Annotated in this window: 24 protein-coding genes and 1 pseudogene; all 25 read right to left on the bottom strand. The window is 40.1% G+C overall.

Annotated features, from left to right (window positions below; all coding sequences use genetic code 11):
* A partial coding sequence (locus HMPREF2991_RS08280) for an SIALI-17 repeat-containing surface protein (RefSeq protein WP_257372022.1) occupies window positions 1–2,528 on the bottom strand: 2,528 nt, incomplete at its 3' end.
* 294 nt (window positions 2,529–2,822) lie between these two features.
* Entirely contained in the window at window positions 2,823–5,615 is a 2,793-nt protein-coding gene (ileS, locus tag HMPREF2991_RS08275; protein WP_070568429.1) for an isoleucine--tRNA ligase, read from the bottom strand.
* Between the two features lie 251 nt (window positions 5,616–5,866).
* Window positions 5,867–6,661: a DivIVA domain-containing protein gene (locus tag HMPREF2991_RS08270; RefSeq protein ID WP_070568426.1), complete on the bottom strand. Its 795-nt coding sequence runs from the start codon at window positions 6,659–6,661 to the stop codon at window positions 5,867–5,869.
* Window positions 6,662–6,677: 16 nt separating this feature from the next.
* Window positions 6,678–6,932, bottom strand: coding sequence for a DivIVA domain-containing protein (locus HMPREF2991_RS08265; protein ID WP_070568424.1), 255 nt, complete (start codon window positions 6,930–6,932; stop codon window positions 6,678–6,680).
* Between the two features lie 8 nt (window positions 6,933–6,940).
* Window positions 6,941–7,732: a YlmH family RNA-binding protein gene (locus tag HMPREF2991_RS08260; RefSeq protein WP_070568422.1), complete on the bottom strand. Its 792-nt coding sequence runs from the start codon at window positions 7,730–7,732 to the stop codon at window positions 6,941–6,943.
* The gene (locus HMPREF2991_RS08255; protein WP_000576501.1) at window positions 7,729–7,989 is read right to left on the bottom strand and encodes a YggT family protein; all 261 of its coding nucleotides are present in this window, start codon (window positions 7,987–7,989) and stop codon (window positions 7,729–7,731) included. Before HMPREF2991_RS08255 ends, HMPREF2991_RS08260 begins: the two co-directional genes overlap by 4 nt.
* Window positions 7,989–8,519, bottom strand: a complete 531-nt coding sequence (locus HMPREF2991_RS08250; protein WP_070568420.1) for a cell division protein SepF — start codon at window positions 8,517–8,519, stop codon at window positions 7,989–7,991. Before HMPREF2991_RS08250 ends, HMPREF2991_RS08255 begins: the two co-directional genes overlap by 1 nt.
* Window positions 8,520–8,528: 9 nt before the next feature.
* A complete protein-coding gene (locus tag HMPREF2991_RS08245; protein WP_007521215.1) occupies window positions 8,529–9,200 on the bottom strand; it encodes a YggS family pyridoxal phosphate-dependent enzyme in 672 nt (223 codons plus the stop codon).
* A gap of 3 nt (window positions 9,201–9,203) precedes the next feature.
* Window positions 9,204–10,460: a cell division protein FtsZ gene (gene ftsZ / locus HMPREF2991_RS08240; protein WP_000144262.1), complete on the bottom strand. Its 1,257-nt coding sequence runs from the start codon at window positions 10,458–10,460 to the stop codon at window positions 9,204–9,206.
* A 16-nt stretch (window positions 10,461–10,476) separates the two neighbouring features.
* Window positions 10,477–11,847: a cell division protein FtsA gene (ftsA, locus tag HMPREF2991_RS08235; RefSeq protein ID WP_070535008.1), complete on the bottom strand. Its 1,371-nt coding sequence runs from the start codon at window positions 11,845–11,847 to the stop codon at window positions 10,477–10,479.
* Between the two features lie 236 nt (window positions 11,848–12,083).
* Window positions 12,084–12,788 carry a YwaF family protein gene (locus HMPREF2991_RS08230; RefSeq protein WP_070568417.1) on the bottom strand — a complete coding sequence of 235 codons (705 nt, stop codon included), beginning with the start codon at window positions 12,786–12,788 and terminating at the stop codon, window positions 12,084–12,086.
* 188 nt (window positions 12,789–12,976) lie between these two features.
* Window positions 12,977–14,338 (bottom strand): UDP-N-acetylmuramoyl-tripeptide--D-alanyl-D-alanine ligase, encoded by a 1,362-nt coding sequence (murF, locus tag HMPREF2991_RS08225; protein ID WP_070568414.1) that lies wholly within the window; start codon window positions 14,336–14,338, stop codon window positions 12,977–12,979.
* 83 nt (window positions 14,339–14,421) lie between these two features.
* On the bottom strand, window positions 14,422–15,465 hold the full coding sequence (locus HMPREF2991_RS08220; RefSeq protein WP_070683822.1) for a D-alanine--D-alanine ligase: 1,044 nt from the start codon (window positions 15,463–15,465) through the stop codon (window positions 14,422–14,424).
* Window positions 15,466–15,569: 104 nt separating this feature from the next.
* Window positions 15,570–15,707 (bottom strand): hypothetical protein, encoded by a 138-nt coding sequence (locus HMPREF2991_RS11045; RefSeq protein WP_000240324.1) that lies wholly within the window; start codon window positions 15,705–15,707, stop codon window positions 15,570–15,572.
* A gap of 55 nt (window positions 15,708–15,762) precedes the next feature.
* Window positions 15,763–16,395, bottom strand: a complete 633-nt coding sequence (locus tag HMPREF2991_RS08215) for a hypothetical protein (RefSeq protein ID WP_070568408.1) — start codon at window positions 16,393–16,395, stop codon at window positions 15,763–15,765.
* 371 nt (window positions 16,396–16,766) lie between these two features.
* Window positions 16,767–16,931, bottom strand: a pseudogene (locus tag HMPREF2991_RS11280) (TipC family immunity protein); the annotation flags it as partial.
* Window positions 16,932–17,105: 174 nt separating this feature from the next.
* Window positions 17,106–17,393: a TipC family immunity protein gene (locus HMPREF2991_RS11275; RefSeq protein ID WP_000746268.1), complete on the bottom strand. Its 288-nt coding sequence runs from the start codon at window positions 17,391–17,393 to the stop codon at window positions 17,106–17,108.
* A 179-nt stretch (window positions 17,394–17,572) separates the two neighbouring features.
* Window positions 17,573–18,100: a thiol-disulfide isomerase gene (locus HMPREF2991_RS08205; RefSeq protein WP_070568405.1), complete on the bottom strand. Its 528-nt coding sequence runs from the start codon at window positions 18,098–18,100 to the stop codon at window positions 17,573–17,575.
* 85 nt (window positions 18,101–18,185) lie between these two features.
* Window positions 18,186–18,719 carry a thiol-disulfide isomerase gene (locus HMPREF2991_RS08200; RefSeq protein WP_070568402.1) on the bottom strand — a complete coding sequence of 178 codons (534 nt, stop codon included), beginning with the start codon at window positions 18,717–18,719 and terminating at the stop codon, window positions 18,186–18,188.
* 51 nt (window positions 18,720–18,770) lie between these two features.
* Window positions 18,771–19,388, bottom strand: a complete 618-nt coding sequence (locus HMPREF2991_RS08195; RefSeq protein ID WP_070568396.1) for a hypothetical protein — start codon at window positions 19,386–19,388, stop codon at window positions 18,771–18,773.
* Complete coding sequence (locus HMPREF2991_RS08190) at window positions 19,385–20,008, bottom strand: hypothetical protein (protein ID WP_070568393.1); 624 nt, start codon at window positions 20,006–20,008, stop codon at window positions 19,385–19,387. The genes HMPREF2991_RS08195 and HMPREF2991_RS08190 overlap by 4 nt, the downstream gene beginning before the upstream one ends.
* Complete coding sequence (locus tag HMPREF2991_RS08185; RefSeq protein ID WP_070683820.1) at window positions 20,005–20,634, bottom strand: hypothetical protein; 630 nt, start codon at window positions 20,632–20,634, stop codon at window positions 20,005–20,007. The genes HMPREF2991_RS08190 and HMPREF2991_RS08185 overlap by 4 nt, the downstream gene beginning before the upstream one ends.
* Window positions 20,631–21,263, bottom strand: a complete 633-nt coding sequence (locus HMPREF2991_RS08180; RefSeq protein WP_070568386.1) for a hypothetical protein — start codon at window positions 21,261–21,263, stop codon at window positions 20,631–20,633. Before HMPREF2991_RS08180 ends, HMPREF2991_RS08185 begins: the two co-directional genes overlap by 4 nt.
* Window positions 21,260–21,868, bottom strand: a complete 609-nt coding sequence (locus HMPREF2991_RS08175; RefSeq protein ID WP_000780963.1) for a hypothetical protein — start codon at window positions 21,866–21,868, stop codon at window positions 21,260–21,262. The genes HMPREF2991_RS08180 and HMPREF2991_RS08175 overlap by 4 nt, the downstream gene beginning before the upstream one ends.
* Window positions 21,865–22,491 carry a hypothetical protein gene (locus tag HMPREF2991_RS08170; protein WP_070568383.1) on the bottom strand — a complete coding sequence of 209 codons (627 nt, stop codon included), beginning with the start codon at window positions 22,489–22,491 and terminating at the stop codon, window positions 21,865–21,867. Before HMPREF2991_RS08170 ends, HMPREF2991_RS08175 begins: the two co-directional genes overlap by 4 nt.
* Between the last annotated feature and the right edge of the window lie 164 nt (window positions 22,492–22,655).

Here is a 22,655-nt window from a genome sequence, read left to right as displayed (position 1 = left end):
GTTTCGTCAGTATAAGTCAACGGATACTCTGGCAAAGCATCTGCTTTCGGTGCTTCACTTGGCACCATATTTGGTTTAGCCGTGCCGACTTTGACGATTTGTGTTACAGGAGCTAGAGTTTCCTCGTTAGACAACTCTTGACGGTCAACAACTTGACCGTTAGAGCTGTAGACGCGAGTCTTAATCGTGCGTTCGCCCTCAACACCTGGAGTTGTGATTTGACGAGCATCTCGAACAAGCTCATCGGTTTCTTCTTCACGAATGCTAAAGTTGATTTTTTCAACGCGCGTTTCGTCAGTATAAGTCAACGGATACTCTGGAAGGGGGTCTGCTTGCGGTGGATTGTTCGGTACCATGCTTGATTTAGCCGTGCCGACCTTAACGACTTGCGTTACGGGAGCCAGAGTTTCCTCATTGGACAACTCTTGGCGGTCAACCTCTTGTCCATTAGAACTGTAGACACGAGTCTTGATAGTCCGTTCACCTTGGACTCCTGGAGTGGCGATTTGACGAGCATCACGAACCAATTCGTCCGTATGTTGCTCCTCGATGTTGAAGGCTATTTTCTCTACACGAATTTCGTCAGTATAAGTCAACGGATATTCTGGCAGAATATCTGCTTTTGGTGCTTCATTTGGCACCATGCTTGGTTTAGCCGTGCCGACTTTGACAATTTGCGTTACGGGAGCCAAGGTTTCTTCATTCGAAAGTTCTTGACGGTCAACCTCTTGACCGTTAGAACTATAGACACGAGTCTTAATCGTGCGCTCACCCTCAACTCCTGGTGTTGTGATTTGGCGACTCCCCTCTGGAATCTCATCTGTGTACTGCTCCTCAATAGAAAAATCAATCTTTTCTATTCTAACCTCATCATTTGTAGTCAATTCCAACTCAGAGTTCTCATGAATAGGAGCTGTCTCGGGACTGGTTCCGTACTCTGCCAACTCCGGAACTTCGTGAACAGGAGCTGTTTCAGGAGTTGTGCCATATTCCGTCAATTCCGGAACTTCATGAACTAGCGCTGTATCAGGAGTTATCCCATACTCTGTCAATTCTGGAACTTCGTGAACAGGTGATGTCTCGGGACTGGTTCCGTACTCTGACAATTCCGGAACTTCGTGAACAGGCGCTGTTTCAGGAGTTGTGCCATATTCCGTCAGTTCTGGAGTCTCACGAACTGGAGTTGTCTCAGGACTGGTGCCATACTCTGACAATTCCGGAACTTCGTGAACTGGGGATGTTTCAGGAGTTGTGCCATATTCTGTCAGTTCTGGAGCTTCGTGAATAGGAGCTGTATCAGGATTTGTCCCATATTCCGTCAGTTCTGGAATCTCTTGAACTGGAGGCATCTCAGAACTTGTGCCGTACTCTGCCAATTCTGGAACTTCATGAACTGGAGATGTATCAGGACTCGTGCCATATTTTGTCAGTTCTGGAACTTCGTGAACTGGAGTTTCTTTTGGTATCGAGTTAGTTGGAGCTGTTCCAACTAAAATAATTTCAGAAACAGGTTCAAGCGTCACTTGATCAGAAATCATTTCGCTTTTTACGATTTCTTGATTCTCACGATAATGACGAGTTACAACTGTTCTTTGGCCTCGAACACCTGATTGTATGACTTTTGATTGACCTTGAACCAAGTCATCTGAATACTGGTATTGGGTCTGATAAGGGAGATCTTGAACCGACTTTTGTTCACTAATTTTTAATTCTGGCAATTCATGAACTGCTCCAAGGCGAGCGAGTTCTCTCTCCTTAGCAGCTATAGCTTCTCTTTCTTCCTCAGTTAAAGCATCACCCTTATCCGAAACAATCTCTTTCATATCAAGATTTGTTTCACTCGGTTTAAGTTCACTTCCCTTCTCTTTCTCCAAATCAAGTGTCGGATTTTCCTTCTGAGCAGAATGAGTTAAATGACTATCATTTTGTTCTTCATTCTTTAAGTAACCGATATAGTCGTAACCGTCAATTTTCAATGGCGCTGGAAGGGATTCTCCAAGACCCAAGTTAAGACTTTGATTATATGCAGCGAGTTCGATATTCGTCACTGCTAAGACTGTTGGAGATAGCAGCATGGATCCCATTCCAGTTACCAACAAGATCGAAGATAAATACCTCTTCCCATTTCTGCCTCTAACAACTACAAGTACTAGTAATGCAAGACCCATCGCTGTAAATGTTGATTCCCAAAGGCCGGAGTGACCTGTCTTAGGCAATACTCCAGATGAATCCCCTTGAGTAGTCGGACGATAAACTAAGTAATAGGTCTCTGAAGCATCCTCAACATGCTTTGGAATCTCCCTAATCAAGGCACTCTTCTCTGCCTCTGTCAATTCAGACTCCACTACGTAGTGGTATTTGACCTGAGCAGACTGCTGACTTTGAATTTCTGCTGCCTTTACAGAAGTCAAGTCCCCAGTTATTTGCCCATTCAAAAAGAAGCTTCCAATAGTCGCCGAAACGAGCCCGACAGACAACTTTCTGAAAGAAAAGCGCTGTCGTTTTTCTCCATAAAACTGATGTTTCATTCTAAAGATTTCCTTTTCAATATATTATTCAATCCTTTCTATTCTACCTGATTTCACTTGATTATTCAAATTATTTGTCGCGATTTTTAGAAACAACACGTGCTTTTGAAAAGTACCAAAACACGACCTCCCTTTTTGAAAAAATCTCAAAAATCAACTTAAAACTCTCCCTAAAAATGTTGAATTTCTACATCTTTGTCCTAAGCTTTTACCAGCAAAAAAAGAGAGAAATGACTTTCTCTCTTTTACCTTCTCTCTCATCTTAAACTATGAGAAGACATATTTCTAATCTGATTATTTGGCTTCAAATCCTTCTGCGACAGCGTCCGCAAAGTTTTCTTCTACGATGCTTGCACAGTGATCACAGATAACTGCATGGTAGCTGCGTTCTGCTGTTGTTGGGTCGATACGACGGCAACGGTCACAAACTTCACCTGCAGCGCGTTCAACTGTAAAGGCAACATCCTCAAAGCTAACTGCTCCTTCTGGAGCTGTACCTTCAGCGATGGTCAATTCTGACACGATCAAAAGTTGAGCTACATTGCTATCCACTGCTCCAAGAAGAGTTTTCACCACTTCATTTGGATAAACTGTCAAGTGTGCTTCAAGCGATTTCCCGATAACTTTTGCATTACGCGCTTCTTCCAAGGCTTTTTGAGCTTGTCCGCGGAAATCCATGAAGGCTGACCATGTATCCAAGATTTCTTCTTGGTTGGCAAAAGTTTCTGCTTCTGGCAATTCTGACAATTGAACAAATTCTTCAGCTTCAAACTCAAGATATGACCAGATTTCTTCTGCAGTGTGAGGAAGGATTGGTGTCAAGAGTTTGGTGATTTTGACAAGAACGTCATAGAAGACTGTCTGCATTTGACGGCGTTCGAGTGATTTGGCACCTTCGATGTAAACAACGTCTTTAGCGAAGTCAAGGTAGAAGGCTGACAAATCAACGTTGATGAAGTTCACCAAGGCCTTGTAAATTGTCAAGAATTCAAAGTTGGCATAAGCATCACGAATGGTCTTGACAAGCTGGTTAAAGCGAATCGTCATGTACTTGTCAACTGAACGAAGTTCATCGTAAGCCACTGCGTCTTGAGCTGGGTTAAAGTCAGAAGTGTTAGCAATCAAGAAACGAAGAGTGTTACGGATCTTACGGTAAGTTTCAGAGACTTGGCTCAAGATATCCATAGAGATACGCACGTCGTTGCTTGAGTCAACACTTGTTACCCAGAGACGCAAGATTTCCGCACCAAATTGTTTTTCAACATCGCTTGGAGCAATGGTATTCCCAAGAGATTTAGACATCTTCTCACCTTTACCATCAAGGGCAAATCCTTGTGACAAGATTTGTTTGTAGGGAGCAACGCCATGGTTAGCAACAGATGTGATAAGTGATGAGTTGAACCAACCACGGTACTGGTCAGAACCTTCAAGGTAAAGATCTGCTGGATATTTGAGTTCTGGACGGTTGACCACTACTCCATTCCATGATGAACCTGAGTCAAACCATACGTCCATGATATCTGTTTCTTTTTTAAACTCGCCATTTGGTGAACCTGGATGCGTAAATCCTTCTGGCAAGAGGTCCTTAGCATCACGTTCCCACCAGATGATAGAACCGTGTTCCTCAAAGAGTTGAGCTACATGTTCAATAGTCTCAGCTGTCATGATTGGTGTTCCGTCTTCAGCATAGAAGATTGGAAGCGGAACACCCCAAGCACGTTGACGAGAGATAACCCAGTCACCACGGTCACGAATCATATTGTAAAGACGAACTTTCCCCCATTCTGAGTGGAACTTCACTTTTTCAATTTCATCCAAGATTTCTTGGCGGAATTTAGATACAGAGGCAAACCACTGTGGTACTGCACGCCAGATGATTGGCTTCTTAGTCCGCCAGTCAAATGGATATGAGTGAGAAATTTCTTCTTGAGCAAGGAGCAAATCACCCAGTTTTTCGATAACAGTCGGCACAACCTTATCATAGAACTGACCCGCAAATTCAGGACCAGAATTTTCCATCATAATACCGCGTTCGTTAACTGTTACAGCAACTTCAAGGCCGTTGGCAACACCGACATTGTAGTCGTCCTCACCAAAACCAGGGGCTGTATGGACGATACCTGTACCAGAGTCAGTCGTAACGTGGTCACCAAGGATTACCAACTCATCTACAGCTGTATCCCATGGGTGGACTGTTACGATGTGATTCAATTCTTGACCACGGTAGGTTGCCAAGACTTGCACATCCGCCCAGCCAAATTTCTCAGACAAACTGTTCAACAATTCTGAAGCAACTACAAACTTACGAGATTCACCAGCTGGTTGAACGACTACGTAGTCAATATCAGCTCCAACTGTCAAACCACGAGAAGCTGTGATAGTAAATGGAGTAGTTGTCCAAACTACGATGTAAGTGTCTGTATCTAGGACACCTTTTCCGTCTTTGACGCGGTTAGCATAGTAAAGGGAAGTTGAAAGCAAGTCATGGTATTCAATTTCCGCTTCAGCAAGAGCTGATTCAGATGACCAAGACCAGTAAACTGGCTTGGCACCACGGTAGATGTAGCCTTTCTTAGCCATTTCTCCGAAGACACGGATCTGAGCCGCTTCATAGTCCGGAGTCAAGGTCACATAAGGATTTTCCCAGTCACCAGAAACACCCAATCGTTTAAAGTCTTCACGTTGTTTATCTACTTGAGAAAGAGCGTACTCGCGGCAAAGTTTCAAGTACTCAACCAAGTCCATTTCTTTGCGTTTAACGCCCTGTTTTGCCAAGACTTGCTCGATTGGCAGACCATGAGTATCCCAACCTGGGATATAAGGAGCATAAAATCCTGACATAGACTTCGAACGAACAATAATATCTTTAGAAATCTTGTTCATGGCATGTCCAACGTGGATATTTCCGTTTGCATACGGAGGTCCATCATGCAAGGTGAAATGCGGTTTTCCTTGGTTCAATTCTTGACGACGTTGGTAAAGTTTTGCTTCTTCCCATTCTTTTTGCCAAACTGGTTCTTTGGTTGGAAGACCAGCACGCATTGGAAAATCTGTTTTCCCTAGATTGAGGGTTTCTTTAAGTTTCATTGTTACTCCTTTAATTTAAACTGACAAAATAAAAACCACGATTCGCAAAAAGGACGAAATTCGTGGTACCACCTTTGTTCGAAAAAAGACAGGGTCTCTTTTCCTCTTTTCCCGTAACGTGGGGGACGTCCAGTCTTACTATTTTCGGACTGGATTGCTTGAGAGGATAATCTAACCACTAGGGATTGCAGGACTCTCACCATCTCCCGCTCGCTGAAAATATAGTTGGTTGGATCTTGTTCTCACATTTTTTATAGGATAAGAACAGATTCTTTGTTTGCATCGTCCTCAGTTGCCGCAGTAGCCTCTACTTCAACTGGCTCTTCATGCTGGTCACTTTCTTCTGTCTGTTGATTTTGTTGAGCTTCAAACTCAGCTAATTCTTTGTTACCAGCCTCGATACGAGCTTGCAATTCAGCAACCTCTTCTGGTGTGAATTGACGAGTCATATCAATAGGCTCTTCCTCTGGTTGTAAAGATACAGTTTCACCAAGAACTTCACCCACCACTTCTTTAAAGGCTTCATCACTTGTCTGAAGGTAAGTAGCTGTTGGGCGAAGAATATCTTCCCAATCAGATGACTCGACAATAGCCAATTGACTTTCAATCGTAGACTTGAGGCGTTGATGGAATACGCGACTCTTGTTCTTCAACTCTTCTGTCTCAACAGCCACTCTCTTCGCATTATCTGTTGCCTGACGGAGAATTTCATTTGCCTTGTATTTCGCTTCTTCAAGCAAACGTTGAGCGTCTTGTTCAGCTTGTTGAATAATATTGTTTGAACGTTCTTGAGCAGCCTGTTTAACACGCTCCGCAGTATCTTGAGCAATCAAAACTGACTGACTCAAGGAATCCTTCATCTCATCAAAGTAAGACAAACGTTCTTCCAAACTCTTGATGTGTGTCTCTTTATCGTGATTGCTACGAACCAAGTCTTCGTAGTCACGAACAACGATATCAAGAAACTCGTCTACTTCTTCTGGATCAAAACCTCTAAATCTTGTACCAAAGGTTTTATCTTTAATTTCTAACGATGTAATTGGCATACTTTTCCTCACTTACTTAATAAAAAATAGAATCATTAATTGCTTCTGGTTCTTGCTCGCTTGTTACTGTTCTCTTAGGAATATCATTCGTATAATAGGAAAGACGTTCTTCTAGTTTTTTGATATAGAGTTCAGTTTCATTTTTGTATCGAATCATCTCCTCCAATTCAAAGTAAATCTTATCTAGAAAGAGGTCAACTTCTTCCTGATTGTAGCCTCTGAATGTTCTTGAGAAAGCTTTATCACTTATTTCTTGTGGTGTAATCGACATATTTTTTCTCACTTGCTTAAAAGTAGCCGGACTGTTAGTTTTTTCTTATCCTTTTTGGTCTGACCATTGTCTTTGACAACTTTCAAACGACCAAACTTTCTCACACTGATCAAATCTCCAACTGCGACCTGGTAATCAGATTTTTCAACCACATGATAATTTACCTGGACAGATTTTTTCTCAATCAGTTGACTAGTTTGATTTCTAGATAATTTCAAGGCACTTGATAAGAGGGCATCCAATCGAAAACTCGAAACTAAAATTTCTCGTTCTCTATAATCAATTTTAGACAAAATCCTATCGGTAAAAGGACGTTCCTCCAGCGATACAGGAAGTCTGCCAATCTTTCTTATTCCATCCTGAAAAAGAGGAATGAAATCACGATTGACAAAAATCTGTGCTCTCTTTTCATCTACCAAGATATCACCAAATAATTTACGGTCAATTCCTAGTTGGTTGATGATTGTTCCCAATATTTTTCCATGACTCAGTTGTTCAAACTTACTCGGATAGCAAATTTCCAACAAGGCCATTTCAAAGTCTGATATCTCCGGTTCAAAGTAATCGGGATAGAGAAGAACACGAACCGACTCTGTCGGAAGAAAATCACCACTACTTTGGCAACCCAGTCCATATGTCCCAGCTAGTACCCTCAAAATCTGTTCCTGATGGGGATTGATAAAAGGAGTAAGTACCGGCGCATAGGTATCTTCTACCCGCTTGATCCACTCTAAACCCTTATCAATAAAGGGAATATCATCTTGGGAAAAATGCTGATAAATGGCTCGATTTGCTGTCATAGTAATAGGACTAGTCGTGTTAAGAGATTTCCAACAAACTGAATCAGAATCAGCGCTGCCCAAACCGTAAAATCAAGACCAGCAAATTGTAGATTGAGCTTACGAAGGGGCTCAATAACTGGGCGAGCAAGTCTGATAACTAAGCGACCTAGCTGGCTTTCATAGGCATTTGGAAACCATGAAAGAAGAGCAAATGCAACGAGAATGATGGAATAAATGCTAACCGCATTTTGGATTAAACGAATTAAGAAAATCATTATCTTGCTCTATTTCGTTTAATATCAAAACCAAACTCAGCGCTTTGTGATTCATCTGGAAGCTTGATATCCTCAATATTCACGACAACGTTGACAGGCGTCAATAGATACATCGTACTCGCAACTTTTTTCATATTTCCAGCCAAGACATGACGGGCTCCATCCAAGTAATCAAGGCAACGACGGGCTTGTACTTCTGTCATGTATTGGAAATCAATCAAGATACTTTCATTTCCAGTTAACAAATCAACAATCTCAGTTGCATCCTCATACTTTCTTGGATAACGAACATCAATCGTCACTTTCTCATCTGAGTGATGGTTTTGCTTTGCCAACTCTTGTTGACGAGCATGGAGGCGAGTAATATTCGCATCTTTTACTGAGCCCGGCTGAGCAGATGCTGGTAATTCTTTAGAAGATGAGATGGCTGGGCTAACTGTTTCCTCTTGTTGAGTCTGGTAGTTAGTCACGTCTTCTCCATCTTCTGTAAAATAATCTATAAATTTATCGAATCTATCTTTTAAAGACATAGCTCTCTCCTATTTAAAAAATGCTGTACCGATTCGAACAAAGGTTGAGCCGAACTGAATCGCTTCTTTAAAGTCACGACTCATTCCCATGCTTAGCTCTGTCATCGGCATATTAGGGATTTGTTTTTCTCTAATTTCTGCTTGCAGAGCCTGCGTATCCTTGAAAATTTCTTTCAATTCATCACTGTCTGCCTCAAAAGGAGCCATGGTCATTAAACCAACATACTCAATCTGATCTAACTTAGCCAATTCTGGCAAAAGTTCTAGCAATTCTTCTTTTGAAAACCCATGCTTACTTTCTTCCCCAGAAATATTAACCTGCAAGAAACACTTGATAACATGATCTGTTCTCTTTTGAATTTCCTGGGCTAATTTTAGGGAGTCTAAAGCATGAAAGTAATCCACATATGGGATTACTTCTTTTACTTTCCGTCTCTGTAGTGTTCCTATTAAATGCCAAGTGACTGGGTAATCTTTCAAGGCCTGATATTTTTCTAAAAATTTATCAACCCGATTTTCACCGATATGATAGATGCCAAGCGGAAGCAAAGCTTCCGCTGTTTGTACATCTACATATTTTGTCACTGCGATTACTGAAACAGCATCTAGATTACGGTTGGCTTTTTGACTAGCATCAGCAATTTGCTGAAAAACTAATTCAGTATTTTTTTTCAAATTCATTGATTAACGATTTTTGAAGAATGGAGGTGTATCCAATTCATCTTCATCTTGTGAAACTGGTGTTTCGAAGCGTTCTACTGGTGAAACAACTGGATCTGTTTGGCGAACAATTGACTCACGACGCAAGTCCCAGTCTCCAAAAGCAGAGGCTTGGTTTGTTTCAAAACGACGTGGGCTTGATTTAGGCATTTCTGCTGTCTCTTCCAAGTCGAATTGACGGTCAAATGTGTGCGCTTGTGGAGCTTTAGTTGATGGACGTCCAACTGGTTGGTTGTTACGAGCTCCAACTACTTTTTCCACTCGCTCTTGACGAACACCTGTCGCTACAACAGTAACACGGATTTCATCCTTCATGCTTTCGTCAATTGATGTTCCAAGCCAGATGTTTACACCTTGGCCAGCTGCTTGGTTGACAATTTCTGAAGCTTCTTCTGCTTCAATCAAGGTCAAATCAAGACCACCAGTAACGTTGACGATGACATCCTCTGCACCATCGATTGTTGTTTCAAGAAGTGGAGAGTAAATTGCTTTACGAGCCGCTTCAACAACGCGTTCTTCACCACTACCGATACCGATACCCATAAGAGCATTCCCTTTGTTGGCCATTACAGTTTTCACGTCAGCAAAGTCAAGGTTAATCAATCCTGGATTCGTGATCAAGTCAGTGATCCCTTGAACACCTTGGCGAAGAACGTTATCTGCTTCGCTAAGAGCTTCAAGAAGTGGCGTTTTCTTATCAACAATTTCAAGCAAGTTGTTATTAGAGATAATCAACAAAGTATCAACATGCTCGCGAAGTTCGTTGATTCCTTCTACAGCGTACTGACCACGTTTACTTCCTTCAAATCCGAAAGGACGTGTCACAACACCAACTGTAAGAGCACCAAGATCTTTAGCGATACGTGCAATAACAGGGGCTGCACCTGTACCAGATCCACCACCCATACCTGCAGTGATAAAGACCATGTCCGCTCCAGTGATAGCTTCCGTCAAAGCTTCTTCACTTTCTTCTGCAGCTTTACGTCCAACTTCAGGACGTCCTCCAGCACCCAAACCACGAGTCAATTTTGGACCAAGTTGGATAACTGTTTCTGCTTTCGTACTGCTAAGGGCTTGTACATCAGTGTTGGCTGCGATAAATTCTACACCAGCAACACCTTCGTCAACCATGCGGTTGATGGCGTTACCACCACCACCACCGACACCAATTACCTTAATAACTGCGCCTTGAGCTGCTGCTGTATCAAATGAAAATGTCATAATTTCTTATCCTCTTTTATTCATCAAACATGCTTCCGATCAAACCACGGAAACGTTCTGTTAGCTTCGGTTTACTTTGAGAACTTGCTTGGAATTCTTCCTTGGGAGCAACTGGAGTTTCCTGCACAGTTTCAGCTGGAGCTGCTTGTGCTGGACTTGGTTGCGCTACTGGATTCAAACGTTGATTTGGAATGCCAAAGTTGATTGGTTTTTGACGAAGGAATTCATCTCCTTTAACTGCTTTTTGGGCAAGAAGATTGACTTCAGTCAATTTACCAGCAAACTCAGACAAGCTAATCACGTGCGCAAATGCAGGGTTGCGAATTCCAACTTGATTTGGTACATAAAGTTTTACGCGAACACCAAATACTTCTTGGGCTAATTCAACAATTCCTGGCAAAATTGCATTTCCACCGATAAGGACGATACCTCCAGGTAAATCTAACAAGTGTCTTCTTTCCAACTCTTGTTTGATTTGGTCAAAGATATGTTTGATGCGTGCTGAGATAATTTCTGCCAAGTAGCTTTCTGTTACTTCAACAGGTTCTACTTCACCAATTACTTCAACTTGGAAAGTTTCGTTACTTGCTAGTGGAACGTAAGCTTCACCATAGTTCAGTTTCAAACTTTCAGCAATTTTTTGAGATGTTTTCAAGACTTTAGAAATGTCTTTAGTAACGTAATCTCCACCTTCTTGGTAGATGTTAGTGAACTGCAATTCTTGGTTGCGGATAGTCGCTACAGTAGTCTGACCTCCACCCATGTCAATGACAGTCGCACCAAATTCGCGTTCGCCTTCATTGAGAACGGAGTTCACAATTGCCAAAGGTGAAATAATCACATTATCAACATGAATACCTACACGCTCAACCGTCTTGCGAAGATTGTGTAGAATTGTACGAGGACCTGTGTAAAGCAGACCACGCATTTCCAAGCGAACACCCATCATACCACGAGGGTCACGGATTCCTTGAAAACCATCCACGATGAATTCTTCTGGAATAAAGGTAATCACTTCACGGTCAGGAGTCATGCTCTTTGTCAAAGCTGATTTGACAACATTTTCAACATCTTGATCTGTGATTTCTTTAGTATCTGAAGTTACAGGAATCATTCCTTGTGTTGGTTCAACCTGCAAGAGGTTTGCTGGAAGGCCAACGTTAACAGACTTAATAGAAATACCAGCTTTCTCTTCTGCCTGTGTGATTGCGGATTTGATTGCTGAAGCAGCTGCTTCAATATCAACAATAATTCCGTCTTTTACACCTTTACTTTTGGCATTACTAACACCAATTACATTTACTTCGCCATCTCTATGCTCAGCTACTAGCACTTTAATCGAGCTTGTTCCGATATCTAAGCCTGTAAAAAAACCATCTCTAGTCATTACATCGCGTCCTCTCTGTCTTCCAAGTTTCTCACTTCTATTTAATAACTATGTTTGGGCATAGCTATTCAAAGAATATTATAACACAAAAAATCCAATCGTGCTTAGTTTTTGATAAAATTCCTGCATGTTTTTTGAGAAAATTCTAGAAAAATTCTTCTTCTAAGAGATTTTTTGAAGTTAACGTTCACAATTTCCTTTCTGCTTCTTAAAAACCCAAAAAAGAGAAGATCATTTTAGATCTTCTCTTGAATAAATTCTTCCGATTTTTGTTGTAAAAAATTTTCTACTAATTTCCCTGTTAAGCGAATTGCTATCACGATAACAGTCGAAACAATGAGATAATTTAAGGGTTGGCCGAAGCTTCCAATAAGTGGTGGTTTGTTTAAAAATCCATAATCCCCATCTACAACTAAATTGACAACCCATATCAAGCCATTTAAGGCGAAGGTAATCACCGCCACATTCTTCAAATCGAGAAGGGATGGCTGATAGTTTCTAAACAAGTATAGAAGCGCATTTCCTAAAAGGGCAACATGTCCGATAATGAAGGACAAAATGGTCACGTGTGGAAATGGGTAGGGATCAAAGAGAGGGTAAGCCAGTGCTGCTGTTGCTCCAAAAGTTCCTAAAAGAGCAAAGTACTGTTTGTACTTGGATTTTCCTGGAATCAAGAGCATAACAAACATGGCGATACGGCAATGATAGAAGGGTAAACTTTCTGACAGAGGCATGAGATTTCCCCAATACCAGCTATACAGAACAATCAGTTGAACAGACTGAAGAATCTGAATAAAACGCTGGTAAGCAACTTTCTCGCGAAAACGATAAGAAGCATAGAAAGTAAGAGCCAGTAAACATAACAAACCAATGTACCAGTGAAGTTCAAACTGGGGCGGTTCTGATATCTGTGTGGTAAATAATTTATCCCACAAATTCATATTCTATTCCTCGTTCATCTAGCCGGAGCAGTAGAAAAGTCACTGCTCGACCTTTTTATTTTTTTTGAAAAACTTGATTCCATGCCATGCATAGAATACTTGCGTCTTAAATTCGCAACCTATTATATCATTTGTATTGCAGAAATGCACTGATTTGAAATCTACAATTTCATATGGAAATCGCTAAACTACATTAGGCTTTCGACCAACTCGGCTAGATTCATGGAGTTAGAGCCTTTAAGCAAAATTTGGTCATTGGCACCGAGGCTTTCCTTAACCTGCTTGACTAGGTCTTCAAATTGGTCCTCGTCAGCTGTTTTCTTGAAGTAGAAAACGTGACCGATTGGGAACATTTGACTGGCAAGTTGTGCCAATTCGGCAATGTCTTCTCCATAGAAAATAACGGTATCCAGCACATCTGGCGATAGGCTTAAAATCATCTGGTTATGGAGTTGGACTGACTGGTCGCCGAGTTCCTTCATGTCTGCCAAGACAGCGATTTTCTTGCCCCCTTCATTAGCTGGAATGGCAGAGAATGTCTCCAAAATCAACTTCATAGCAGTTGGATTGGCATTGTATACGTCAGACAGAATATCTGCTCCATTGGCTGCCTTCTTCCACTCAGTACGATTGCGGGTCAATTCTAGGTTCTGAAAGGCCTGACGAATTTGCTCCTCTGAAACTCCTTCTTGTAGAGCCACATAAGCAGCAATCATAGCATTGGTGGCATTGTACTTACCTGTCACTGGCAAATCGAGGGCTTGTCCCAAGAAATTGGCCTTAAAGGTCAGACTATTCTTGCGCTCAACCAAGTCTGTGATTTCCAGCTCTGCTCCTGGCCCAAAACGAACCACCTTTTTATCTGTAGGCAAGTAGTCCTCTACAATCGAGTCAGCTGGTGCCAAAAGCAAAGAACCTGGTGCCATACCATCTGCAATCTGCATTTTTCCTTTGGCAATCTCAGAACGGTCTTTGAAAAAGGCCAAATGAGCCTCTCCAACCAAGGTCACAATGGCTGTCTTAGGATGAGCCAATTCAGACAAGAGATGGATATCCCCCAAGTGATCCTGCCCCATTTCCAAGACCAATTTTTCAGTATCATCTGGCATATGAAGAACTGTGTAAGGAAGACCAATCTCGTTATTGTAATTGCCCTGAGTTTTGTAGGTCTTGTAGGTTGTTGATAATAAATGTGCCAACATATCCTTGGTCGTCGTTTTTCCATTTGAACCCGTTACGGCAAAGACATCAACAGCCGTTTTCTCAAGATAGTAGGCGGCTAGTTGTTGAAAGGCAATCAAAACGTCAGCTACTAGAATGTAGGGATGATTTGCAACCTCTTTCTCAGACAAGGTTACTGCTGCACCATTTTCAAAAGCTGTTTCGATAAAGTCATGACCATCGCGCGCACCTTTGAGTGGCACAAACAAATCACCTGTCCCAATCAAACGACTGTCAAACTCAGCTTTTTCTATCTGGGTGTCCTCAAAGATGCTGACATCATTTTTAGCCCCAACAGCTTGGGCAACTTCATGGATCGTTAATTTCATTTCTACTCCTTTAAAAAGGGTTGAAGTCCGAGAACTCGACTCACCTTGCAGTGATAGTTCCGGCTTCTACCCTCTCTTTCATTTTATAGCAAATGCGCTTCGCGCTTGTCAAAACTTTGCTTAGCAAGGTCAACCAAATGCTCGATTAGTTCTGGGTAGCTGATTCCCATATTGTCCCAAAGTAGTGGATACATAGACCACTGGGTAAAACCTGGCATGGTGTTAAGCTCGTTTAGGAAAATCTCGCCCTTATCTGTATAGAAGAAATCACAACGAGATAGACCAAGTCCACCAATCGCACGGAAGGCTGTTTCAGCATTTTGACGCATGACAGCTACTACATCATCACTAATCTTGGCTGGGATGTCCATGGTAATCTTGTTATCGATATATTTGGCATCGTAGTCATAAAAGGCAACATCCTTGACCACTTCACCAGGAAGCGTGCTCTTCACATCGTAGTTGCCCAAGAGACCAACCTCGATTTCACGGGCATTCACCCCTTGCTCTACCAAGACACGGCTGTCATATTGGAAGGCAAGCTCCAAGGCTTGACGGAGTTCTTCTTGGTTTTCAGACTTAGAAATACCGACACTGGAACCCATGTTTGACGGCTTCGTGAAGACTGGATAAGTCAGTTTTTCTTCAACTTCAGCGATTTTAGAAGTCACATCATCTCCTTCGACAATGGCCACATAAGGAACTTGAGCGATCCCGACAGATTCTAACACACGCTTGGTCGTGATTTTATCCATGGCAAGACTTGATGACAAGATATTGCAACCAACATAAGGCATTTTCAAAACTTCTAAGAATCCTTGAACTGAACCATCTTCTCCCATCGGACCATGAAGAACTGGAAAGACCACTGCACCTTCTTCATAGATGGCACTTGGCGCTATTTTCTTGTCCCAGTCAATAGTCGCATTGGTCATGAGACGATCCTCTTGACCTGGAGTCTGGCTAAATTCTTGCGTTTTGATAAAGTCACCTGATTGGCTGATGAAGAAAGTCTTGACTGTGAAACGATCGTAGTTGACCACACGCATCACACTTTCAGCTGAAAGGACAGAGACTTCACGCTCTGCACTACGCCCACCGTATAAAAGAATAATCGTTTGTTTCATATTGCTTGTCCTAATTCTAATAGAATATTCGTTCTTTAGTATATCATATTTGCTTCTTTTTTGAAACTTGTATCTAAAAAAGCCCTCATTTGAGAGCTGAAATTTTACCTATCCACCACTTGAGCTTCAAAGTGCGCCGGTTTGTCGTCTACATTGGTGATGGTGATCGTGTAGGACTTGTTATTGGTTACATAAAAAACTTTCTCCCCTTGGTAGCTGACAACAATCCCATTCTTTACCAAATGAATATCTTTTTGATTGTTTGGAAGCTCTTTATCATCATACCTTTTGGGAGCTCTATCTATTCTGCAAAATTTCGTTCTCTTTCCTTTTTCTACGCTGACCCGACCACCTGATACACTGCAACAATACTATCATACGAAGAATCAAATAAACCAAACGAAGGATTTTCATCTTTCCAAGAACTGATAAGAAGGTTTTCCTTGCATTCCCCACTTCTTGAACTAACTGTTCAACCGTTTTACCTGTTTCCTCTTTAATAGCAACTGCATTCTTTGAAATCAAATAATAATTTTGTTCTAATCTGCTGATATAGGCTTTGGAAATTGGCTCGTCTAAGAAAAAATATACTCTATCAGCATACTCATCCTGAGACAGCGTATAGTAAACTTCAGCTTCACTCTCCCATTTTTTAGGAAAACTAGTTATTCTTATATTTCCATAGTCTAAATGCATCATTCCAACTAAAACGTCATTAGTCCATTCTTCCGCATAATGGTATAATTTCATTTTCTTATCTACCATTGGCCAAACTATAACATACCGACTATGCATGAATTCCTTAGTTAATGCCGAGTTACTTGCCAAGCTGGTCGCACCAATCTCATATACTGACCAAATAAGAACTATGAGCATTAGGACAGCTTGAGTTGGTTTGTTTTTATAATAGTTTCTTATTCTTTTTAACATTTTACTCTCCAACTGCGGGATTAGGTTTATCTAAATCTTTTTTGACATTTTGACTAGTATTCGCCACTAGAGCCTCTCTTGCATATTCGAAAGAAACAAGCTGATTGTTACTTTCAAAGCAAATAAGTCTCCTTTACCAAACAATTACAACAACTGAGGCCTAGTTTACGGTTCCTAAATCTACCGATCCACCACTTGAGCTTCAAAGTAAGCTGGCTTGTTGTCTACATTGGTGATGGTGATAGTATAGGGAGTTTCTTTCGTCACACCAAAAGAAAGCAGACCAAAGCTATCGAATAAAATAAAATATTCTTAAGAACTCTGTCATAGCACCCCACCTGTATAACACTATTGCCTCGCCGTTTCGTTTGTTATTCTGTTCTCCATATATCCTTAACTGTCACTTCTCCCCAATTATCTGTGCTAAAACGACTAGAGTAGATAGTGGTCCAGTCTTTAAGGACTTTATTACGGAGTACATTGTCTGCTTCCTTGCGAATCTCATCAACAGTCTTACCGCGTTTGGCAAGAAAGTCCTCTACTTGAGACTACTGAAAATATCCTGTACTCTCATCATCATAGTACCACATAAACCGTTCTAATTGCCGATTGTTTACATCGTACAGGTAATCTACATTTATGGTTGTCTCTGTATCTGGCAGTCTCAAACGCATCTCTATCCCAACTTTCGTCATCTCCTGAAATCCAAATTAAAAATAATAACCTAGAGATTGAATAGTATTTGGTAAATCTACACTTTTATAATCAATAGAATGAATAGAAATTTCTTGAGAATCGTTGTCCACAAATTTTAAACTTTTTAACTTATAAAAAGCTCGTCCTTTCCAGAGAAATGTATAATTGTGATAATCACTTTCTTCGTAGTATATTTCATCAAAAATATTATGAACTCTCTGATATTTATAGTACTGAAAACCAGAGAAAGATAATAATAGAACTATTAGCAACGAAAAAATTACAAATTTTCTCTTCTTCATCTAATCACCTCATCTCTGTCAACTCTTGATTCCCTGTTTCAATATTTCGAATGAAATTATAAGTACTTGGGTAATTTTTTTGTATCTCATCTACGGTATCTTTTTCTAGTAAAATCCCTCAACACACCCCGTTGTTCATACAGCATTGTGTTGAGCAAGAAGTTACTTTCTCTGGCAAACTATCCATACAAGGTTTGATACATCTTTTTCATGAAGCCATCAAGCTCTTTTTGAACAATCTTTAATAGGCGTTCTTCTTCGGATTGAGAGATGTTCACACTCTCTTTTATATTTTTTTCATTAAATTGAAAGTAGCTGCTAGAAACTATATCAAAGTTCTTATCCAATTCATATAGTACGCTAGTTATTTTACCATCTATCTCCATTCTAAAATAAACAGTAACCCCATTCCGTCCCGGATTTGAGATATCCAAATTGATGTCTCCTTTTATCTCTATGGAGTCAATTCCTCCATCCAAACGAATAGCACCATCGGGAGGAACGACATAACCCGCTTTACGGATATCAGACGCATATTTTTCTGACGCCATTAAACGTTGTAAGACGGCTATATTGTCCCTCTCTTCAAAGGAGGTTTTTAATTGCATATATTCTTGGTGGTTTTGATACTGAAAATAAAGATTCAAGCCAGTAGCTAAGGCAATTACAGAACCAATAACGATCAGTATTTTTTTAAGTCCCGACATTCTGTTCACCCCCTCTGTCTAAGTAATCTTAGAAGTCTTGTTCATACAGCATTGCGTTGAGCAAGAAGTTACTTTCTCAAACAATCTAACCATACAAGGTTTGATACATTTTTTTCATGAAGTCATCAATCTCGCTTTGAACACTTCTCAACAAGTAATCTTCTTCGGCTTGTGAGACAGAAACAATCTCTCTTTTCCCGTTTCCATTTTGCTGAGAATAGCTGGAATAAATTAAATTCAGATTTTTATCTAAAATGAAAGTTATATGTGTTTGTTTTTCATTAACCTGTGTGATGAAAAATAACTGAAAATCCTTAGCATCCTCTTTTGGAGGGCTAATTTTCAAATGTAACTCTCCTTCTATTTCTAATGGATAAATAACTCCATCCAATCGAATAGCTCCGTCAGAAGGAATAGTATATCCTGCCTTGTGGATGTCAGACGCATATTTTTCTGATGATGTCAAACGATGAAGAACTTCAATTCTTTCATTTTTTTCAAAAGCTTCTTTTAAAGCACTAGATTGTTGGAAATGATTGTAAGTAAAATATAAAGGAATCGCTAATAGGAACAAGGACAATACAATCAACCACTTAAACTGTTTTACTTTATCTAACATTCGCCTTTCCCCTATCAACACTCTCTTTCAAATAGGTGGGATTATATATTCTCACTCGTCTTCCTCGTCGTCATAAATTCGTTCACCATGGATTTTGATGTATTCTTCCCATCCTCTGTGTAATTCATCCCAAAGGGGTTCATCAATCGCCTCCATAACCTCTAGTTCTTCCAAACTAATATCGACTGCTTCGTCGTAGGTCAAATTCAGCAGGTCTGCATGTTTCGTTTTAAATTCTTCAATACTCAGCCATGTTTCTTTGTCGTCTTCGCTGATTTGACCGTCAATGGCAGATGCTACCTCAATCGCCATGATATAGAGCGCTCGCTTATCAACCGTTAGAATATCTAGATGAGTGGAAATAATCCGCAAACAATCACCTTTCTCACGTCCATCGCTTTCATAAGAATTTTCTAGATCCAATGTCAAGTTTTCATATTCAAATGTCTTCCAAGGGTTTATATTTGTATTAAAATTTGCACTCTCCCAACGTTCGTCATTATATTTAAATTTATCCAACCGTAAATTCAAATGTAAATCTTCATCCCAAGCATAGGAAAAATCAAGTGGAATTCCTTTTCGCTCTTTGAACCACATTTTTTGAGCCATTTCTTTAAACTCTTCATAAAAATCAGTCTTGGTGTAATCACCTTTTAAATATAATTTCATTCTTCCTCGTCGTCCAACTCTATCTCTCCATGGATTCGGATATACTCTTCACGTTTTCTATCCAACTCTTCCCAGATGGGATCATCAATAGCGTCGATTATTTGAATTTCTTCTAAGCTCATCTCATTTGCTTCATCAAAAGTCAGAGATAAGATATCTTGGTGCTTTTCCTTGAATTCCTCGATTGTTAGCCATGTTTTCTTATCATCTTCACTAATTTTCCCATCAATCGCAGTCGCAATTTCAAGTGCCATAATATACATAGCTCGTTTATCAACTGTTAATACATCTAGATAATTCGAAGCGATTCTTAGATAAGCACCCTTTTCTCTACCGTCGCTTTCATAACTTCCTTCATAATCCAAATCAATATTTTCATATTTTTGGGAATTGATTGCACTGCCCCCTTTTGCCTTGACATCTTTCCAACGAGAGCCACTTGCTCCCCACTTATCTAACCGTAAAGATAAATAGAAGTCATTTTGCAACATCTCATCATCCCCGACATTTGAGAAACTTATTTTTTTACCATTTCTTTCTTTAAACCACATTTTCCATGCGAGTTCTCTGTAGCCAAATGACACTTTTCTAGTATAATCACCTTTGATATATAGTCTCACTCGTCTTCCTCATCATCATAAACACGTTCGCCATGGATTTTGATATATTCTTCGCGAAGGCGTTCTTCCTCTTCCCATAGAGGATCTCTTACCGGTACCATTGTCTTTAATTCTTCCAAACTGATTTCAACAGCTTCATCATAAGTCAGTGAAAGAACATCCTTGTGATATTCCTTAAATTCTTCTACACTTAGCCAACTTTGCTTGCCGTCTTCGCTAATCTGACCATCAATGGCAGATGCTACTTCAATAGCCATAACGTATAAAGCGCGCTTGTCAACCATTAAAATATCTACATGAGTTGAGGCAATTCTAAGAAACTCCCCTTTTTCGCGGTCGTCGGAAATAAAGGCATGTTCAAATTCAAGTTCAATATCTTCATATTGCAAGGACAACCAAGGATTGCTCGGAATTATAAAAGGAGCCTTATCCCATCTTTCATCAACTGAAGCCCATTTGCGCAACTCTGCTCCGAAATAAAAATCATCTTGCAGCATCTCATCATCCCCGACATTTGAGAAACTTATTTTTTGACCATTTCTTTCTTTAAACCACATTTTCCAAACAAGCTCTCTTGTCGTAAAGGTTATTTTTTGCTTAAAATCACTTTTGATATATATTCTCACTCATCTTCCTCGTCGTCCAACTCTACCTCTCCATGGATTCGGATATACTCCTCACGCTCCCTATCTAATTCTTCCCAGATGGGATCGTCAATAGCATCAATCGTTTGAATTTCTTCCAAACTCATCTCATTTGCTTCCTCAAAGGTTAGAGATAAGATATCTTTATGTTTTTCCTTGAATTCCTCGATTGTTATCCATGTTTTCTTGTCATCTTCGCTAATTTGTCCATTCAAGATTGTAGCAATCTCAATGGCCATGATATAGAACGCTCTTTTATCAAGAGTGAGCAATTCAAGATGGGTAGAAGCCAAACGCAAAAAGTCTCCATTTTCGCGAAAATCAGTTACATAAGCATTCTCAAATTCCAAATTTAGATCTTCATCAATTTGTGAATAAAAACGGTATTTTATCCCTTCTTGTATCGGAACATGCAACCAACGTTCATCACAATCCTGCTTATCTAGTTTTAGATGAATTGCTATATCATTCCTATCTCTGATTTGAAGAAAACCAGAATAGGAGAGTGGGATGCCTTCTCCTTGATAACTTTCAAACCACATTCTCTTCGCTAGTTCTAAATAATCAAATGGAATTTCTTTGGTGTAATCACCTTTAATATATAGTCTCATAAATCTGAGATATCGCCTCCATGTGCTAGTATGTATTCTTTTCGACGATTAGCTTCTTCCTCCCAAAGAGGGTCGTCTACAACATCCATCGTTTGAATTTCTGTCAAACTTAGTTCATTTGCTTCTTCAAAAGTCAGAGATAGAATAGCCTCGTGCTTTTTCCTAAACTCCTCGACTGTTAGCCATGTCTTCTTATTATCCTCGCTAATTTGCCCGTCAATCACCTTTGCAATCTCAAGCGCCATAATATACATAGCCCGTTTATCAACTGTCAAAATTTCTAGATGGGTGGTTAAAATACGGAGATAGTCACCCTTTTCATTATAATCTGTAGCAAATGCATCTTCAAAATTAATTTCAATACATTCTTTAATATGTGAAAAGAGACTTCTTACCCCTTCCTTTAGGGGGACACTAGACCATCTCTTATCAGCAGTGCTTTTCCTCAAGGATAAATTTGAGAAAAAATCTTCTTGTAATGCATCATTGTTCCCAGCATTTGAGTAAGAAATTTGCTCATCTTCTGGAAACCACATTTTGCCAGCTAGTTCCAAATAACCATAAGGTACTCTTTTTGTATAATCGCCTTTTAAGTATAATTTCATTCTTCCTCGTCGTCATAAACTGGCTCGCCATGGATTTTGATGTATTCTTCATTCCTGCGGTCGTCTTCTTCCCAAACTGGGTCTCTCACATCATCCATAAACGGAATTTCTTCCAAACTCAGCTCATTAGCCTCTTCATAACTCATCGAAAGGATATCCTCATGCCGTTTTTTAAATTCCTCCACACTTAACCAGCTCTCTTTATCATCTTCGCTAATCTGACCATCAATAGCAGTCGCAATTTCAATGGCCATAATATACATAGCTCGTTTATCAACAGTGAGAAGGTCAAGGTGCTTAGAAGAAATTCTTAAACATTCACCTTTCTCACGAAAATCCGACATCATTGCATCTTCGTAATCTAGCTGTATATATTCTGACTTATGGGATAAAAAATCATATTTTATCCCTTCCTTAATCTGAACACTTTTCCACCTATCATCATGAGTTTCCTTATCTAATTCTAAATGAATAGAAAGTTTCTCGATTGGTAGTTCTAGAAACCCAGCATACGACAAATCCGGCTCTATTCCATCTTTTTCCTCAAACCACATCCTTTTCGCTAGTTCCATGTAATCAAATGGAATTTCTTTGGTGTAATCACCTTTGATGTATAATCTCACTCATCTTCCTCGTCGTCATAAACACGTTCACCATGGATTTTAATATATTCTTCGCGAAGCCGTTCTTCTTCTTCCCATAGCGGATCTCTTACTGGTATCATTGTCTTTAATTCTTCCAAACTAATTTCAACCGCTTCATCATAAGTCAGTGAAAGAACATCCTT

This window comes from Streptococcus sp. HMSC072D07 (assembly GCF_001814835.1).
In the GTDB taxonomy this organism is placed as follows: domain Bacteria; phylum Bacillota; class Bacilli; order Lactobacillales; family Streptococcaceae; genus Streptococcus.
Note: the sequence above shows the minus strand (reverse complement) of the source record. Positions and strands in the feature narration are given on the sequence as shown.

Coding starts and splice junctions, on each gene's coding strand:
- ileS (WP_070568429.1), bottom strand. CDS start 5,615: ATGAAACTTAAAGAAACCCTCAATCTAGGGAAAACAGATTTTCCAATG.
- HMPREF2991_RS08270 (WP_070568426.1), bottom strand. CDS start 6,661: ATGCCAATTACATCGTTAGAAATTAAAGATAAAACCTTTGGTACAAGA.
- HMPREF2991_RS08265 (WP_070568424.1), bottom strand. CDS start 6,932: ATGTCGATTACACCACAAGAAATAAGTGATAAAGCTTTCTCAAGAACA.
- HMPREF2991_RS08260 (WP_070568422.1), bottom strand. CDS start 7,732: ATGACAGCAAATCGAGCCATTTATCAGCATTTTTCCCAAGATGATATT.
- HMPREF2991_RS08255 (WP_000576501.1), bottom strand. CDS start 7,989: ATGATTTTCTTAATTCGTTTAATCCAAAATGCGGTTAGCATTTATTCC.
- HMPREF2991_RS08250 (WP_070568420.1), bottom strand. CDS start 8,519: ATGTCTTTAAAAGATAGATTCGATAAATTTATAGATTATTTTACAGAA.
- HMPREF2991_RS08245 (WP_007521215.1), bottom strand. CDS start 9,200: ATGAATTTGAAAAAAAATACTGAATTAGTTTTTCAGCAAATTGCTGAT.
- ftsZ (WP_000144262.1), bottom strand. CDS start 10,460: ATGACATTTTCATTTGATACAGCAGCAGCTCAAGGCGCAGTTATTAAG.
- ftsA (WP_070535008.1), bottom strand. CDS start 11,847: ATGACTAGAGATGGTTTTTTTACAGGCTTAGATATCGGAACAAGCTCG.
- HMPREF2991_RS08230 (WP_070568417.1), bottom strand. CDS start 12,788: ATGAATTTGTGGGATAAATTATTTACCACACAGATATCAGAACCGCCC.
- murF (WP_070568414.1), bottom strand. CDS start 14,338: ATGAAATTAACGATCCATGAAGTTGCCCAAGCTGTTGGGGCTAAAAAT.
- HMPREF2991_RS08220 (WP_070683822.1), bottom strand. CDS start 15,465: ATGAAACAAACGATTATTCTTTTATACGGTGGGCGTAGTGCAGAGCGT.
- HMPREF2991_RS08215 (WP_070568408.1), bottom strand. CDS start 16,395: ATGTTAAAAAGAATAAGAAACTATTATAAAAACAAACCAACTCAAGCT.
- HMPREF2991_RS11275 (WP_000746268.1), bottom strand. CDS start 17,393: ATGAAGAAGAGAAAATTTGTAATTTTTTCGTTGCTAATAGTTCTATTA.
- HMPREF2991_RS08205 (WP_070568405.1), bottom strand. CDS start 18,100: ATGTCGGGACTTAAAAAAATACTGATCGTTATTGGTTCTGTAATTGCC.
- HMPREF2991_RS08200 (WP_070568402.1), bottom strand. CDS start 18,719: ATGTTAGATAAAGTAAAACAGTTTAAGTGGTTGATTGTATTGTCCTTG.
- HMPREF2991_RS08195 (WP_070568396.1), bottom strand. CDS start 19,388: ATGAAATTATATTTAAAAGGTGATTACACCAAGACTGATTTTTATGAA.
- HMPREF2991_RS08180 (WP_070568386.1), bottom strand. CDS start 21,263: ATGAGACTATATATTAAAGGTGATTACACCAAAGAAATTCCATTTGAT.
- HMPREF2991_RS08175 (WP_000780963.1), bottom strand. CDS start 21,868: ATGAAATTATACTTAAAAGGCGATTATACAAAAAGAGTACCTTATGGT.